This window comes from Kosakonia sp. AG348 (genome assembly GCF_003337365.1).
Lineage (GTDB): Bacteria > Pseudomonadota > Gammaproteobacteria > Enterobacterales > Enterobacteriaceae > Kosakonia.
In genome coordinates this window covers 374,678-390,449 of record NZ_QPJR01000002.1, presented here as the reverse complement: position 1 = coordinate 390,449, position 15,772 = coordinate 374,678, and the positions used below count along the sequence as shown (strand labels likewise).

At 57.8% G+C, this 15,772-nt stretch carries 12 protein-coding genes; 1 reads left to right on the top strand and 11 read right to left on the bottom strand.

All coding sequences use genetic code 11. The features are described from left to right. The 11 genes from nifV to nifH form a co-directional block, all read right to left on the bottom strand. A complete protein-coding gene (gene nifV / locus DFO56_RS05605; RefSeq protein WP_045508511.1) occupies positions 1 to 1,146 on the bottom strand; it encodes a homocitrate synthase in 1,146 nt (381 codons plus the stop codon). Positions 1,147 to 1,155: 9 nt separating this feature from the next. Next, complete coding sequence (nifS, locus tag DFO56_RS05600; RefSeq protein WP_016496138.1) at positions 1,156 to 2,349, bottom strand: cysteine desulfurase NifS; 1,194 nt, start codon at positions 2,347 to 2,349, stop codon at positions 1,156 to 1,158. A gap of 32 nt (positions 2,350 to 2,381) precedes the next feature. Then, positions 2,382 to 3,206, bottom strand: coding sequence for a Fe-S cluster assembly protein NifU (nifU, locus tag DFO56_RS05595; RefSeq protein ID WP_016496137.1), 825 nt, complete (start codon positions 3,204 to 3,206; stop codon positions 2,382 to 2,384). Positions 3,207 to 3,412: 206 nt separating this feature from the next. After that, on the bottom strand, positions 3,413 to 3,871 hold the full coding sequence (locus DFO56_RS05590) for a NifB/NifX family molybdenum-iron cluster-binding protein (RefSeq protein ID WP_016496136.1): 459 nt from the start codon (positions 3,869 to 3,871) through the stop codon (positions 3,413 to 3,415). After that, positions 3,858 to 5,243 carry a nitrogenase iron-molybdenum cofactor biosynthesis protein NifN gene (nifN, locus tag DFO56_RS05585; protein WP_045508509.1) on the bottom strand — a complete coding sequence of 462 codons (1,386 nt, stop codon included), beginning with the start codon at positions 5,241 to 5,243 and terminating at the stop codon, positions 3,858 to 3,860. Before nifN ends, DFO56_RS05590 begins: the two co-directional genes overlap by 14 nt. A gap of 10 nt (positions 5,244 to 5,253) precedes the next feature. Next, a complete protein-coding gene (nifE, locus tag DFO56_RS05580) occupies positions 5,254 to 6,627 on the bottom strand; it encodes a nitrogenase iron-molybdenum cofactor biosynthesis protein NifE (RefSeq protein WP_016496134.1) in 1,374 nt (457 codons plus the stop codon). A gap of 156 nt (positions 6,628 to 6,783) precedes the next feature. Beyond that, entirely contained in the window at positions 6,784 to 7,446 is a 663-nt protein-coding gene (locus DFO56_RS05575; protein WP_045508507.1) for a NifB/NifX family molybdenum-iron cluster-binding protein, read from the bottom strand. 11 nt (positions 7,447 to 7,457) lie between these two features. After that, positions 7,458 to 7,676 carry a putative nitrogen fixation protein NifT gene (gene nifT, locus DFO56_RS05570; RefSeq protein WP_016496132.1) on the bottom strand — a complete coding sequence of 73 codons (219 nt, stop codon included), beginning with the start codon at positions 7,674 to 7,676 and terminating at the stop codon, positions 7,458 to 7,460. 40 nt (positions 7,677 to 7,716) lie between these two features. After that, a complete protein-coding gene (gene nifK, locus DFO56_RS05565; RefSeq protein ID WP_045508505.1) occupies positions 7,717 to 9,279 on the bottom strand; it encodes a nitrogenase molybdenum-iron protein subunit beta in 1,563 nt (520 codons plus the stop codon). 55 nt (positions 9,280 to 9,334) lie between these two features. After that, entirely contained in the window at positions 9,335 to 10,783 is a 1,449-nt protein-coding gene (nifD, locus tag DFO56_RS05560) for a nitrogenase molybdenum-iron protein alpha chain (protein ID WP_045508504.1), read from the bottom strand. Between the two features lie 16 nt (positions 10,784 to 10,799). Beyond that, entirely contained in the window at positions 10,800 to 11,681 is an 882-nt protein-coding gene (gene nifH / locus DFO56_RS05555; protein WP_016496129.1) for a nitrogenase iron protein, read from the bottom strand. A 368-nt stretch (positions 11,682 to 12,049) separates the two neighbouring features. On the opposite strand from nifH, the gene nifJ reads away from it, so the two are divergent. Next, positions 12,050 to 15,562 carry a pyruvate:ferredoxin (flavodoxin) oxidoreductase gene (gene nifJ / locus DFO56_RS05550; RefSeq protein ID WP_045508501.1) on the top strand — a complete coding sequence of 1,171 codons (3,513 nt, stop codon included), beginning with the start codon at positions 12,050 to 12,052 and terminating at the stop codon, positions 15,560 to 15,562. Positions 15,563 to 15,772: the final 210 nt, after the last annotated feature.

The following is a 15,772-nucleotide window of genomic DNA, read 5'->3' as shown; positions in this document are numbered from 1 at the left end:
TTAACCCCTCGCCAGGTGTGTGGCGCTTGTGCCACACAAAGTGGTGTAAAGCGCAATCAGTTCATCGTCTTGCGGCGTGCGTTTGCTGCTTTCCGCCACGCGGCGAATGGCGGGCAGCAGCAGGTCGACTTGCAGGGCATTAAGGTGATAGCCCAGCCGGGTAAACACACCTTCCACGGCCTGGCGACCGGAGTGCTTGCCGAGCACCAGCCGGTATTCGCGGCCGATCAGCGCCGGATCAATGGCCTGGTAGCTTTCGCGATCGCGCAGCAGGGCAGCGACATGCACGCCGGACTCATGGGTAAATACCTGCGCGCCTACCAGCGGTTGCTGTGGGTCAATGGGACGCCGGGCGGCATCGGCGACCTGCTGGCAGAGCATCGGTAATTGCGTGAAATCCACGCCGCTATCCAGACCCAGACAGCGGCTCAGACCGAGCGCGACGGTTTCCAGCGCGGCGTTTCCGGCGCGTTCGCCAAGGCCCAGCACGGTCGTATTCACACTGGTTGCTCCGGCGCGAACCGCCGCCAGCGTATTGGCGGTCGCCATACCGAGATCGTTATGGGCGTGCATTTCGATTTCACCGGGCCAGCTTTGACGCAGCGCGCTGATACGCTGAGCGGTGGTGAAAGGGTCGAGCAGGCCAAGGGTATCGGCAAAACGCAACCGCTGTGCGCCTGCGTTGCGGGCGACGTGGGCAATCTCCGCTAATGTCCGATCGCTGGCGCGGGATGCGTCTTCGCAACCAATACAGACCTGCAATCCCTGCTGTCGCGCCTGCGCAATCAGCGTGGCCAGCTTATCCAGCACGACCGGCAGCGGTTCACGCAATTTGTACTGGCGCAGTTTGTCAGAAGCCGGTAGTGAGATATCCACCCAGTTCATGCCGAGATCGGCGCTCTGGCTGATTTCATCGGTATTCATGCGACACCAGGCCATGAGCGTGGCGTCAGGCAGTTGCTGGCGAACTTGTCGCATCCGCTGGCGTTCTTCGCGGCCCATCGCCGGGGTGCCGACTTCCAGCGCAGTCACCCCGGCGGCAAACAGCGCTTCGGCAATGGCGATTTTCTCGCTGGCGCAAAAGGCGACGCCGGGGCTCTGTTCGCCATCGCGTAGCGTAGTGTCATTGATCACAACCCTGGACATGTCGCCGCCTTAGCCGTAAACCGGCGCAAAGGTAGCGGGGGCAGAACCATCCTGCCAGTAGGGAGAAAGCGCGCGCAGACGGGTAATAATGGCTGGCAGCGTCTCGATCACATAGTCGATCTCCTTTTCCCGCGTATAGCGCGAGAGTGAAAAACGGATACTGCCATGCGCCGCCGTGTAGGGAATGTTCATCGCCCGCATCACATGCGACGGTTCCAGCGAGCCGGAGGTGCAGGCGCTGCCGCTGGAGGCGGCGATCCCCGCCTGGTTGAGGAGCAGTAAAATGGCTTCCCCTTCGATAAATTCGAACGCCAGATTCGCCGTGCCGGGAACGCGGGGTTGATCACCGCCCATCACCATCACTGAGGGCACCTGTTTCACCAGTTCGTCTTGCAGGCGATCGCGCAGGCTGGCGATGCCCGCGCTACCGGGCAGGTGTATCTGCGCCAGTTCGCATGCCGCACCCATGCCGACAATCCCGGCGATATTCTCCGTACCGGCGCGGCGACCGCGCTCCTGATGCCCACCGCGCAGCAGTGGACGAAAGCGGGTGCCACGGCGCAAATAGAGGCAACCCACACCTTTTGGCCCGTGCAGTTTATGCGCCGAGCAGGAGAGCATATCGATCTGCGTGCGGGCGATATCCAGCGGAATTTTGCCCACCACTTGTACCGCATCGCAGTGAAACAGTGCGCCGTATTCCTGCGCCATAGCGGCCATTTCGATCACCGGAAACAGCACCCCGGTTTCATTATTCGCCCACATTATGCTGACCGCCGCCACACGCGTGCTCAGCGCGCGGCGATACTGTTCCATATCCAGTGCGCCGCTGGCATTAACGCCAATACGATGGATAAGGTAGCCCTGGCGTTCCAGATGTTCGCACACGGCGAGAGTGGCCGGGTGTTCAACGGCGGTGGTAATAATCTCCCGGCGCTCCGGCATCAGTTCAACGCAGGCGTGCAGTGCGGTGCTGGTGGCCTCGGTCGCGCAGGAGGTGAAAATGATTTCGCTACTGTGATCGGCCCCCAGCAGCGCGGCGACTTGCTGGCGGGCGCGTTCAAGCGCGGCGCGGGAGGGGGTGCCAAAGTCGTGAATCGATGACGGGTTGCCGTAATGTTCGGTTAAGAATGGCATCATCGCTTCCAGCACCATCGGATCGATACGGGTGGTGGCGTTATTGTCCAGATAGACCTGCTTCATATTTTCTCCCCCATCAGTTGACAAGTGGTGGCTCAGGCGGCCACGACGTCCATATAACAGCCGGTACGCTCCATCAGTTTTTGCTGAAGCCAGGCGAGCGTCATGTCGGTCATCATGCAGCCGCTGCAACTGCCGGAAAGGCTGACGGTTACGGTGTGATTGTTGACGCTAAGCAGCGACATATCGCCGCCATCGGCCTGGATATGCGGACGTAATTCAGTGATCGCATCGACGACCTCCTGCCAGTGCGGATCTTTCTCCGCAGTGACGGTAGTGGCGGCCTGCGGGTGCCGGGCGAGAATATCGGCCAGCGCCAGTTCAATTTTTTCATGGCACGCGGTGCAGCCGCCGCCCGCTTTGGTGTAGTTGATCACCTCTTCAAGGGTGGTCAGCCCGTTACTCAGCACCGCCCGGCGAATTTGCCCTTCATCGACGCCAAAGCATTTGCAAATCAGCGCGCCTTCTTCGTGCTCATCGATCAGCGTTTCGCCACGGTAGTGGGCAATCGCCGCCCGCAGCGCCTCCTGACCCATCACCGAGCAGTGCATTTTTTGCGGCGGCAGGCCATCAAGGTAATCCGCAATCTGCTGGTTGGTCACCTGCTCGGCCTGCGCCAGCGTACGGCCAATAATCAGCTCGGTGAGCGCGGAAGAGGAGGCAATCGCGCTGCCGCAGCCAAACGTCTGAAACCCGGCTTCAAGGATGGTTTCACTTTGCGGATCCACGCGTAGCATCAGCCGCAGCGCATCGCCACAGCTTAACGAGCCCACATCGCCCACGGCGTTGGCGTTTTCCACCACCCGCGCGTTACGGGGATTAAAAAAATGATCTTTCACTTTCTCGGAGTAATTCCACATGTGCCTGGCTCCCAGGAGAGATGACGGAAAGCGCCGTGGCGCATTTCACCGCCTCAATCAACGGCGGGTGATGACAATCAAGCAAAAGCAATACCAGAAGGGAAAAGTGTTCTATTTCAAGGGAGTAAGTTAATGTGCCAACATAAAACCCGGCGCTGTGTCGCGATTTTATGTTGGCTTTGTCACACAACCGACACGGCGTGTGGCTAACGCTCATCCTCTTCCTGCCAGGTTTGTTCCTGGAGCATGCGGGCGAAGCGTTGTGGATTGCGGGCGCTTTTGCGCTGCTCTTTGTCATACCAGTAGTGCTGAATTTCCTGCAACAGCCCGGCAATGGTAGTCGCGTGCGGCACGCGAACCGCGCGTACGCCGATTTGCAAAAGCTGGCGAAAAACCGCTTCGCCAATCGCCACGCAGTAGAGCGTGACGCAATCTTCCAGCGCGTGAATGCGACAATCGAGTTTCTCTTGCTGGTGTCCGGCGAGCACAGAAAAATCCACCACCCGCAACAGCGTGACTTCGTGCTCTTTCACGCCATAGATCACTAATTTGGGCGTGGCGCCAAAGTGTTGATCCACGTGGTGATAATCCGAACTGGCAAAGGCGACTTTCATTGACCATTCGCCCTGGCAAATGGTGCTGAACTGACGATTAACATGCGGCATACAGATCTCCAGGCGTAACGGTATTGTCGACGTGCTGGCGCAGCGGCGAGCGGTAGGTTGCAAGCGGGTGGTGGCGTTCGCGCATCACATTCGCCAGCTCAAACAGCGTGTCACGAATGCCGCTATACCCCTGGCGCAGGCGACGAAATTCTCCCAGCCGGTCATACACCGGGAACCCGGCGCGGATAAGCGACAGATCAAACTGCGCGGCGAGATCGGCGGCATGAGAATTAGCTACCAGTAACGCGGCGGGCGTCGCGCAAAGCTGATCCTGCATATCTTCCAGATCGCCGATGACCACGGTTTCCACCGGCAGATTTTGCAATCCCGGCTGGCTGACCGGCGCGACAATCGGGCCGGGGAGCATGCCCTGGCTGCGGGCGAAATCGCACCATGCCGCCAGGTGATCGCCTTCTGCTGCCATGGCGATAGCCGCGCCCTGCAACCACATATGGCAATCGATCATCGCATCCTGCACTTGCCCGCGCTGACGCTCAATCCACGCGGGGACGTCGCGCCCGGAGAGGGTTTTCAGTCGATGAATAAACGTGTCGCAGGCTGCAAGCGTCATCAGATGCGGCAGGGCGATCACCTCGCCACGGCTGCGCTGCGCCAGTAACGCCGCCGCACGACCCAGCGAGTTGCCAATCACAAAGGTGGCCAGGTTTTGCCCCATCTGTTCAATCATGCGCAGCGATGTTCCCCCCTGGGTAACAGGCGAAAAATCACCGTTTGCCAGATGTCCGTCCAGCGACAGCGACAGATCCGGCACAATCACCGGTTGCAGGCCGAAGGCCTCAACGTAACTGCGCAACAGTTCGATATCGCCCGGCGTCAGTAAATGGCTGACCAGCAGGTTGACGCGGCGGTTGCGCAGGCTGGCGGCGGGCTGCGCAGGCACCCACTGTTCAATCATGCTTTCCAGCACGGCGCTGTAGCCGTTTTCCAGCGAGCCGTAAAAGTCCGGGGTGTTGACGGTGAGCAGCGCAACGCCTTTATGCCGGGGAAAATCATCACGAAACTGGCGTACCACCCGCGAAATATCGCTGCCCTGGGCTTCTGAAAGCCCGGTACTGAGCAGCACAATAGCTTTCGCGGTATTGCGCTGACAGAGAACATTGAGCGCGGTAAAAATGTTTTCATCGGCACCCATAATGGTGGACGTCGGATCCATCGCCGTCGATTGCAGCGGGATCGGGTCGTGAAAATGTTGAATAAAGAACACCTTTGCGAAGGCGCTACAGCCCTGGGCGCCGTGTACCAGCGGTATGCACTGTTCGAACCCCAGGCTTGCGAGGATCGCCCCCAGCGGCTGGCCGCTTTTTATCGGGCTGACCGCCAGCGGTTTTTTACTGCGAAGAATTTCGGCCATTGAACGCTCCTTATTGCCACGGCGCGCGGGCATGCGTTTGCGGCCAGACCGGGCTTTCCAGGGTCTGACAAAGTTGTTCGGCAAGGGTAATGATGCCGCGGTAACCGGCAAACGCGTGTTCACGCTCCTGGTTGATATCAAGAAAGGGCAGACGCGCTTTATAAGCGGTGTACATGTTGCGACCGCCTGCGATCATCATGTCGGCTTTGCAGCGATAAACCACATCCAGCAGGGCGCGGGCATTGCCTTCATCCAGCATGATGGCGTCATCGCCCATCAGTTCACGGATGCGCTGTTTATCCTCTTCGGTGGATTTGCGCGTTCCGGTAGCCACAACCGTCATGCCGAGATCCTGCAGTGCCGAAACCACCGACCAGGATTTAACGCCACCGGTATAGAGCAGCACTTTCCTGCCGCGTAAACGTTCGCGCAGCGGTGCCAGCGCCTGCTCTGCGGCGTGTTCTTCACGCGTGATTAGCTGTTCGGTGCGCGCCATTAAATCGCTATCGCCGGTGAGCGTTGCCAGCTGGCGCAGGGCATCAGAAGTGGCGCGAACGCCATAAAAACTGCCTTCAAACCACGGCGTGCCGTAACGTTGCTCCAGCGATCTGGCGACATTAATCAGCGCTCTGGAGCAAACCAGCATATTGACCTGCGCACGGTGCAGCGTCTGGATCTCGGCAAAGCGCCCGTCGCCGGAGAGGGAGCCCAGGACGCGAATCCCCAGCTCATCAAGCAGCGGCTGGATATGCCAGAACTCGCCGGCGATATTAAATTCGCCAATCAGGCCAATGTCATGACGGTGCGCCGGGGCAAAAGGCGTATTGTCCGGCCACGGCGCGGGTTCGCGCCCGCCAATGACTTTTTTCACCATCACCTCGCCCGCCAGGCGGTTCCCCAGGTTTTTGCTACCGTAAAAACCGGCCACATCTACGGCAATCACGGGCACACCGGTGGCGGTCGCTGCGGCCTGGCAGACGGCTTCAATATCATCGCCTTCCATTGCCGGAACGCAGGTGTTGTAAATAAATACCGCCGCCGGATGATAGCGGTCGACAATGTGGCGCACCGCGTGAAACAGCCGCCGCTCGCCACGCCCCATGATGACATCCTGCTCGTTCAAATCGGTGGTGAATCCCAGCCGGTTAATCCGTGGGCCGGAACTCAGGCTGCCGCGGTTATCCCATGAGCTACCGGCGCAGCCAATCGGGCCATGTACCAGATGCGCCACATCGGAAAGTGGCAGCAGGGTGATCTGTGCGCCGTCGAAGGCGCAGCCTCCGGCAGTCGCACCGGGTTTGGGCGCGCTACAGCCGGATTTCTGTTTATGGTTATGCTCGCAGGCCGGTTCATCGAGCAGGGCCAGGATGTCGTTCCCCTTCATCATCACCTCATTTTCTGGTTGGGTTAGTGTTAATGGTGCAAATCGCAAGCCAGAAAAGAGTGATTGATTTTTAAGGGAAAAGTGTTGTGCGCTTTGTGACAAAACAGACAATTGGCGCAATGCCCACGCCAAAAAACGCCCCCATCAGGGGGCGGTTTAAAACACCCGCGCTTCCAGCGGATTAGCGCGTTCCAGCCGTTTCGCCAGCCACGGCGGCAACGGCCCGGCCAGCAGGTTCTGGATGGCGGCGCACTGGGACAAAATGGTATTGCCCGGGGATACTTTCATCGGGTGAATATTATGACGAATCAACCGTGCGGCTGCCGGGCCGCCGATCGCTTCACAAAACAGCAAATGGCAGTCGTGGAGTAACTGCGCGCGGATTTCATTCGGTTCCTGGTTTTGCGGGTGAGAAGGGTAGCGGCGCAAATCATGTAGCCAGCCGCCCTGGTCATCAAACCCGTAAATAAAGAAAAGTCGCCCCTGGCCGAAATGACCATTGATGGTGAGCCCATCCTGTGAGCAGAAGGCGACAACCAATTGCGGACGGCGGGTTTTGCCTTCCTGCACCTGCAAATGGGCAGGCAGTTCGCCGCGCAGACAGGCTTTAACCCGCGCCCAGCGGCCACTGGACATCAGGGCTTCCGCAGACGGAAACCGGGCTTCCAGTTGCGGTAATTCGAGTGCTGCCAGCCCGTCGGGTGTCAGCACGTCCTCACAACTGTGGGTGAGCCAGGCCATGATTTGCGCGGGTTGCAGCTCCGGCAGGCACTGAAACAGCGCCAGCATCCGCCAGAACAGCGTATCGTTGTCGGACATTGCTCACCTCCTTATGCCTGCGCGTCGCGGGTGGCGCGCAGGCTGAGTGGAAAAGCCGGGCGGCCGGGTTGCAGATTGACGTAATAACGGCGTCCACCTTCAAGTTCAAGCGCGCCGCCCCAGTGTTCCGGCGTGTCGTGTTCAACCTGTAACACGCGGGCTTCCAGATCCTGTTTCGCGATATAGCAATAGAGATCCGCGCCGCGCTGGCGAAGAATAATGACCGGCATAGAGCCTCCCTGGCCCCGCGTGGCGCGGGGCGTGTGATGGTTAACGGATAAGATCGAAGCTGTAGTCGGTTTTGCCGAGCTTGATGGTCTCTTTGTCCACTTTCTCCAGTACCGCATTCACAAGGGTAGTGAGAATGCTCATGGCGCCCTCATAACCCCAGGTGGTCTGGCGGTGCAGATGGTGGCGGTCGAACAGGGGAAAACCGAGGCGGATCAGCGGAACTTCAAACTGTTCACCCTTGGCTAAGGTGTCGCGCTGAATAAACTTGCCGTACGAGTTGCCAATCATAAAGTCCGGCTGGCGGGTAAACATCAGCGAGCGAAAATGCCACAAATCGCAGTTGATAAATACTTCGCTCTCCTGCCCGTACGGTGAGGCGTCGAGCATTTTCTTCATCGCTTTCTGCCAGCGCTTGTTACCGTTATGGCAGAGGATAACGGTCGGTTCGCAGCCCAGCTCCAGCAGGAAACGGGTCAATCCCATGACAAAATCCGGGTCGCCAAACAGACCGAATTTTTTACCGTGCAGCCAGGTGTGGGAGTCGAGCATCATATCGACCAGCCGCCCGCGCTCCAGCGCCAGTGAATCGGGAATGGCCTTGCCGGTTAACTGACTGATCGCCATTAATAGTTCATCCGTTCCTGCCAGCCCAACGGGAACAGAAACCTCGGTGGCGGGCTGATTCCACATCTCCTGTACCACTTTTTTGCTTTTCACCAGTTGCCAGGGTTGCAGCAGCAGCGTGTCGATAGCGTCCGGCGCCTCGCGCATCTCTTGCTGCGTCGTCCCGCCCGCGTACATCTGGTAATGCCCGTTAGCAGGGGTATCCAGCACTTCTGATGGATCGGAGAGCACACTCGCCTGCACCTCCATTTGCGCCATCATGCGTTTCAGCACGCGAAAATTGCCGAGATAGGTTTCAAACCCGGTCACCAGGTTGATGCGTGAAAGTTTACCGGGCTGTGCCTGATGGTCTGCCGTAAAGGTACGGGCAAAACCTTCAAACATGTTGTCCCAGCCGGTGATATGGCTGCCGATAAAACTGGGGGTGTGCGCGTAGGGCACGGGGATGGCGGCATCAAGAAAACCATCTTTTTTAGCGTTGGCGATAAAAGCCTGCAAGTCATCGCCGATTACCTCCGCCATACAGGTGGTAGAGACGGCGATAATCTCCGGTTTATACAGCGCGCTGGCGTTTTGTAGCCCGGTATTGAGATTGTTATTCCCGCCGAACACGGCCGCGTCTTCCGTCATTGAATCCGACACGCAGGCCACCGGTTCTTTGAAGTGGCGGTTAAAGTACGTACGGAAATAGGCCACGCAACCCTGTGAACCGTGCACATATGGCAGGGTGTTGGCAAACCCCAGCGAACAGAGCACTGCACCCAGCGGCTGGCAGGCTTTTGCCGGGTCGATAGTCAGCGCTTCGCGTTTGAAGTTCAGCGCTTCGTATTCCGGGGTGGTGGTCCATTGAAAAACTTCCTGCACCCGCTCCGGCGAGTGCGCCTCTTCGAGTGCCCGTTTACCGGCAAATAACGTCTGGTAAGCATCCTGTTCAAACAGGGGATGGCAATTCTGTATTTTCTCAGCAGTCTGGCTCATGGTGTTCTCCTCCCGCGCCACAAATCGGTGAACAAACGGGATAACAGGATAAAAATCAGGCGGATTTCAGCCACGGCGCGGTCAACTGGCCCCACGCGGGGTTGTTGAGCGTCATATCCATATCGCGGGCGAAGATGGCGAAGCCGTCATAGCCGTGGTACGGGCCGGAGTAATCCCAGGAGTGCATCTGGCGAAACGGCACGCCCATTTTCTGAAAGATGTACTTCTCTTTGATGCCGGAACCGATGAGATCTGGTTTCAGCGCGTTGACGAACGCCTCCAGCTCATAGCTGCTGGCATCATCAAACAGCAGCGTGCCCTCTTTCAGATCCGGCAGGGTGCGGTCGTAATCATCGTTATGAGCGAACTCATAACCGGCTGCGATGATCTCCATTCCCAGGTCTTCATAGGCGCCAATCACATGGCGCGGACGCAGCCCGCCCATATAAAGCAGCACCTTGCGACCCTCCAGACGTGGGCGATATTTGGCGATAATGGCGTCGTTCTGCGCCTGGTATCGGGCGATCACCGCTTCGGCATTGGCGCGAATGGTGTCGTCAAACTGGTCGGCGATTTTGCGCAGCGATTCCGCAATTTTCGTCGGGCCAAAGAAGTTGTATTCCATCCACGGAATACCGTGCTTCTCCTCCATATGGCGCGAGATGTAGTTCATTGAGCGGTAGCAGTGCACCAGGTTCAGTTTGACGAACGGCGTGTTTTCCATCTCCACCAGCGTACCGTCGCCGGACCACTGCGCCACCACCCGCAAGCCCATCTCTTCGAGCAAAATGCGCGAAGCCCAGGCATCGCCGCCGATGTTGTAATCGCCGATGATCGCCACATCGTAAGGGGTGGATTCGAACGGTTTGCCTTCGCGGTTCTCCAGCACCCAGTCGCGGATCACATCGTTAGCAATATGGTGACCGAGGGATTGCGACACGCCGCGAAAGCCTTCGCACCGCACCGGAATAACCGGTTTGTTGATGGCTTTACGACTGGCGTTCGCGACGGCCTCAATGTCATCGCCAATCAGGCCGACCGGGCATTCCGACTGAATCGAAATGCCTTTGGTCAGCGGAAACAGTTCTTCCAGCTCTTCAATCAGTTTGGCGAGCTTTTTGTCGCCGCCAAACACGATGTCACGCTCCTGAAAATCGGAGGTGAAATTGAGCGTGCCGAAGCTGTCCACGCCGCTGACGCCGGTGTAGTAGTTCCGCCGCCCGGCGCGGGAGTACTGCCCGCAACCGATTGGGCCGTGGGAGATATGCGCCATATCCTTGATTGGCCCAAATACCACCCCTTTCGATCCGGCATACGAGCAGCCGCGCACGGTCATTACGCCCGGCTGCGATTTGCGGTTAGAGATGATGCACTTACCGACGCTTTCCTGCTCCGGGTCTGTCACCATCATGTGTTTTCTGCGTTCTTTGCGCGTCTTCTCCGGGAAAACCTCCAGCACCTGCTCGATTATCTCCAGGTTACGTTCGCCTGTTGCATTGCTCATGGGTGTGCTCCTGTGCTCAGACGGCGTTTTCTTCGGCGGCGGTTTTACCAATGATGCTGGTGTCTTCCACATCCATAATGCCGAACTCCATCAGCAGCGCTTCCAGCTCATCCATGGTGCAGGGGGTTGGCACCACCATTTTGGTGTTGTTGACGATTTTGCTGGCAAGGCTGCGATATTCATTTGCCTGATTGCAGGTCGGGTCATATTCGATAACCGTCATACGGCGGATTTCCGCACGCTGCACAATGTTGTCGCGGGGAACAAAGTGGATCATTTGCGTGCCGAGTTTTTCTGCCAGCGCAATGATGAGTTCATCTTCACGGTCGGTCTGGCGCGAGTTACAAATCAGCCCGCCGAGGCGCACTTTGCCGGATTTGGCATACTTCACGATGCCTTTGGAGATGTTATTGGCAGCGTACATCGCCATCATTTCGCCAGAGCAAACGATGTAGATCTCCTGCGCTTTGTTTTCACGAATCGGCATGGCGAAACCACCGCATACCACATCGCCCAGCACGTCGTAGAAAACAAAATCGAGATCCGGCACGTAAGCGCCTTCTTCTTCAAGGAAGTTAATCGCGGTGATCACCCCACGACCGGCACAACCCACGCCTGGCTCCGGACCGCCGGATTCTGCGCAGCGCACGCCGCCGTAACCGATTTGCAGCACGTCTTCTAATTCCAGGTCTTCCACGGAGCCAACTTCAGCAGCCATCTCCATAATGGTGTTCTGCGCTTTCGCATGCAGGATCAAACGCGTGGAGTCGGCTTTCGGGTCGCAGCCGACAATCATTACTTTTTTACCCATCTCCGCCAGCGCGGCGACCAGGTTCTGTGTGGTGGTCGATTTGCCGATCCCACCTTTGCCGTAAATGGCGCATTGACGCATGGTCATGGTGTTTCTCCTGTTGGTTATGTGTTTGCCACACTTCCTTGTGCAGGGAACATACCAGCCATGCCAGAGTGATTAATTTATTGATTTGTATTGATTTTATATTTTGACGTAGAAGAGGGAAGGAACAAAGAGTTCACAATCATCTGACCAATTGTACGAAACAGCACAATTCTGTTTGCGGTCGCGGCCGCCCGCCACGGCGTGACACTTTGTCGGCAGTTCAACAAGCTGTCGCGTCCACTGTCTTATTCCACGCAATCCATTTCCAGCCCCGGTTACTAATTGCTTGTATTCACTGAAATAACCGAGATGGCACAGGCTGTGCAATAGCCAGGGCATCACCACCTCTAAGAACCGAGGAACGAGCAATGTCCGGAAAGATGAAAACGATGGATGGCAACGCAGCGGCAGCCTGGATCTCCTATGCCTTTACTGATGTCGCGGCGATTTACCCGATTACGCCCTCCACGCCGATGGCGGAAAACGTCGATGAATGGGCTGCGGCGGGCAAAAAAAACCTGTTTGGCCAGCCGGTGCGTTTAATGGAGATGCAGTCGGAAGCGGGGGCGGCTGGCGCGGTCCACGGCGCGCTTCAGGCCGGAGCGCTCACCACCACCTACACCGCGTCGCAGGGATTGTTATTGATGATCCCTAACTTGTACAAAATCGCCGGTGAACTGCTACCCGGCGTGTTTCACGTGAGTGCGAGAGCGCTGGCGACAAATTCGCTGAACATTTTTGGCGATCATCAGGATGTGATGGCGGTGCGCCAGTGCGGCTGCGCGATGCTGGCCGAGAGCAATGTCCAGCAGGTAATGGATCTCTCGGCGGTGGCGCATCTGTCGGCAATCAAAGGTCGTGTGCCGTTTATCAACTTTTTTGACGGGTTTCGTACTTCGCATGAGATCCAGAAAATCGAGGTGCTGGAGTATGACGAACTCGCGCCGCTGCTGGATAACGATGCGCTGAACCGCTTTCGCCGCAATGCGCTGAACCCGGAACATCCGGTGATCCGCGGGACGGCGCAAAACCCGGATATCTACTTTCAGGCGCGCGAAGCGGCTAATCGCTATTACGATGCCTTGCCGGAAATTGTCGAAAACTATATGGCGGAAATCTTTGCCCTCACCGGGCGCGAATACCATTTGTTTGATTACTACGGCGCCCAGGATGCCGAACAAATCATTGTGGCGATGGGGTCGGTGTGCGACACCATTTCGGATGTCGTGGACGCCCTTTGCGATAGCGGGGAAAAAGTCGGCCTGCTGACGGTGCATCTGTTTCGCCCGTTTTCGCTGGTGCATTTCTTTGCCCGGATCCCGCCCAGCGTGAAACGCATCGCGGTGCTCGATCGCACCAAAGAGCCCGGTGCGCAGGCCGAGCCGTTATGTCTGGATGTGAAAAATGCCTTTTACCACCACGATAACGCGCCGTTAATTGTCGGCGGTCGCTACGGGCTGGGCGGTAAAGATGTGCTGCCGGGAGATATTGTCTCGGTGTTTGAAAACCTGAAAAAACCGCTGCCAAAAGATGGCTTTACGCTGGGTATTTTTGACGACATCACCCACACTTCGCTGCCGCTGCCTGCCTGGGACGTGCAGGTTTCACGCGAGGGGATCACCGCCTGTAAATTCTGGGGGCTGGGATCGGATGGCACTGTCAGCGCCAACAAAAGCGCGATTAAGATCATCGGTGACAACACACCGATGTATGCGCAAGCCTATTTTGCCTATGACTCGAAAAAATCGGGCGGCATTACCGTGTCGCATCTGCGTTTTGGCGAACGGCCCATCACCTCGCCCTATCTGATTAATAAAGCTGACTTTATTGCCTGCTCGCAGCAATCGTATGTCGATAAATATGATCTGCTGGAAGGGTTAAACCCCGGCGGGACATTTCTGCTCAACTGTACCTGGTTTGGCGAAGAGCTGGAGGCGCGGCTGCCCAACGCGATGAAGCGCTACATTGCGCGCCAGGGCGTGCGCTTTTACACCCTCAATGCGGTGGACATCGCCCGCAGGCTGGGGTTGGGCGGGCGTTTTAATATGCTGATGCAGGCGGCGTTTTTTAAACTGGCGGGCATTATCGAACCCCAAACGGCGTCGCGTTATCTGAAGCAGGCCGTCGAGAAATCTTACGGGCGTAAAGGGCAGAAAGTGGTGGATATGAACAATGCCGCTATCGATCTTGGTATGGAGGCGCTGCAGGAAGTGATGGTGCCGGAGCGCTGGGCATGGCTGGAAGATAATGCCAGTGAGGATACGCGCCTGATGCCGGACTTTATTCGCGATATTCTTGAGCCAATGAATCGTCAGTGCGGCGACAAACTGCCGGTCAGCGCCTTTATGGGCCGGGAAGATGGCTCGTTCCCACCCGGCACCGCCGCCTGGGAGAAACGCGGTATCGCCCTGCAGGTGCCGGTCTGGAACCCTGAAGGCTGCACCCAGTGCAATCAATGTGCGTTTATTTGCCCGCATGCGGCGGTGCGCCCGGCGCTGCTGGATGAGGCCGAGCGGCAAGCCGCGCCGCCTGCGCTGTTGAGCAAACCGGCGCAGGGAGCGAAAGGGTATGAATACCATCTGGCGATTTCGCCGCTGGATTGCTCCGGGTGCGGTAACTGTGCGGATATCTGCCCGGCGAAAGGCAAGGCGCTGACCATGCAACCGCTGGAGAGCCAGCGGGCGATGGTTCCTGTCTGGGATCATGCGGTAGGTCTATCGCCCAAAGCCAATCCCTTCAGCAAAACGACCGTTAAAGGCAGCCAGTTTGAAACACCGCTGCTGGAGTTTTCCGGCGCGTGTGCCGGGTGCGGAGAGACGCCGTATGCGCGGCTGGTCACGCAACTGTTTGGCGACCGCATGATGATCGCCAATGCCACAGGCTGCTCGTCAATCTGGGGGGCCAGCGCGCCATCCATTCCATGGACGACAAACCATAAAGGCCAGGGGCCGGCGTGGGCGAACTCGTTGTTTGAAGATAACGCCGAGTATGGCCTTGGCATGATGCTGGGCGGTCGCGCATTACGCGAACAGATCGCCAGCGATGCGCGAAAAGCGCTGGAATTACCGCTTGGCGCAGACCTTGAGCAGGCGCTGCGCCAGTGGCTGGAGCATAAAGATCTCGGCGACGGGACGCAGGCACGCGCCGGGCAGCTCAGCGCGTTACTTGAACAGCAGAAGGGTGATGACCCGCTGCTCAACCGGCTGTATCAAAACCGCGACTATTTCGCCAAGCGATCGCAGTGGATTTTTGGCGGCGACGGCTGGGCCTATGACATTGGCTTCGGCGGGCTGGATCATGTGCTGGCCTCCGGCGAGGACGTCAATATTCTGGTGTTTGATACCGAGGTTTACTCCAATACCGGCGGGCAGTCGTCAAAATCAACCCCTGCGGCGGCCATCGCCCGATTTGCCGCTGAAGGCAAGCGGACGCGCAAAAAAGATCTCGGCATGATGGCGGTTAACTACGGCAATGTGTATGTCGCGCAGGTGGCGATGGGGGCCGATAAAGCCCAGACATTGCGGGCGATTGCCGAGGCGGAAGCCTGGCCCGGACCGTCGCTGGTGATTGCCTATGCCGCGTGCATTAACCACGGTCTGAAAACCGGTATGGGATGCAGTATGCGCGAGGCGAAACGGGCGGTCGACGCGGGTTACTGGCATTTATGGCGCCATAATCCGCAACTGCTGGAAAAAGGGAAAAACCCGTTTATTCTCGACTCCGACGAGCCGGAAGAGGATTTTCGCGAGTTTCTGCTCGGCGAAGTGCGCTATGCCTCGCTCGAGCGCATCTCGCCATCACTGTCCGAACAGCTATTTGCACAAACTGAACAGGATGCGAAGCAGCGTTTTGCCCGCTATCAGCGGCTGGCGGGGGAGTAAGGTGCTGAAGCCCGGTGGCGTCGCTACCGGGCTGATAGACACCCGTAGCCGGTATGGCGAATAACACAGAGAACATTTTTACGCCCGCACGCATTATCGATGGCAAGTGGGATCTTCCACCCTAATTTTCCCCATGAATTGACAGCCAGAAGGGGTGTTTCAATCCTGTACATCAGCCCCTTACTGGAACTGTTTATGAACGCGAAAACC

Bases quoted from the DNA above. Each gene is read 5' to 3' on its own strand.
- nifN (WP_045508509.1), bottom strand. From the start codon at position 5,243: ATGGCCGAAATTCTTCGCAGTAAAAAACCGCTGGCGGTCAGCCCGATA.
- nifD (WP_045508504.1), bottom strand. From the start codon at position 10,783: ATGAGCAATGCAACAGGCGAACGTAACCTGGAGATAATCGAGCAGGTG.
- nifS (WP_016496138.1), bottom strand. From the start codon at position 2,349: ATGAAGCAGGTCTATCTGGACAATAACGCCACCACCCGTATCGATCCG.
- nifE (WP_016496134.1), bottom strand. From the start codon at position 6,627: ATGAAGGGGAACGACATCCTGGCCCTGCTCGATGAACCGGCCTGCGAG.
- nifJ (WP_045508501.1), top strand. From the start codon at position 12,050: ATGTCCGGAAAGATGAAAACGATGGATGGCAACGCAGCGGCAGCCTGG.
- nifT (WP_016496132.1), bottom strand. From the start codon at position 7,676: ATGCCGGTCATTATTCTTCGCCAGCGCGGCGCGGATCTCTATTGCTAT.
- DFO56_RS05590 (WP_016496136.1), bottom strand. From the start codon at position 3,871: ATGCCGCATGTTAATCGTCAGTTCAGCACCATTTGCCAGGGCGAATGG.
- nifU (WP_016496137.1), bottom strand. From the start codon at position 3,206: ATGTGGAATTACTCCGAGAAAGTGAAAGATCATTTTTTTAATCCCCGT.
- nifK (WP_045508505.1), bottom strand. From the start codon at position 9,279: ATGAGCCAGACTGCTGAGAAAATACAGAATTGCCATCCCCTGTTTGAA.
- DFO56_RS05575 (WP_045508507.1), bottom strand. From the start codon at position 7,446: ATGTCCGACAACGATACGCTGTTCTGGCGGATGCTGGCGCTGTTTCAG.
- nifV (WP_045508511.1), bottom strand. From the start codon at position 1,146: ATGTCCAGGGTTGTGATCAATGACACTACGCTACGCGATGGCGAACAG.
- nifH (WP_016496129.1), bottom strand. From the start codon at position 11,681: ATGACCATGCGTCAATGCGCCATTTACGGCAAAGGTGGGATCGGCAAA.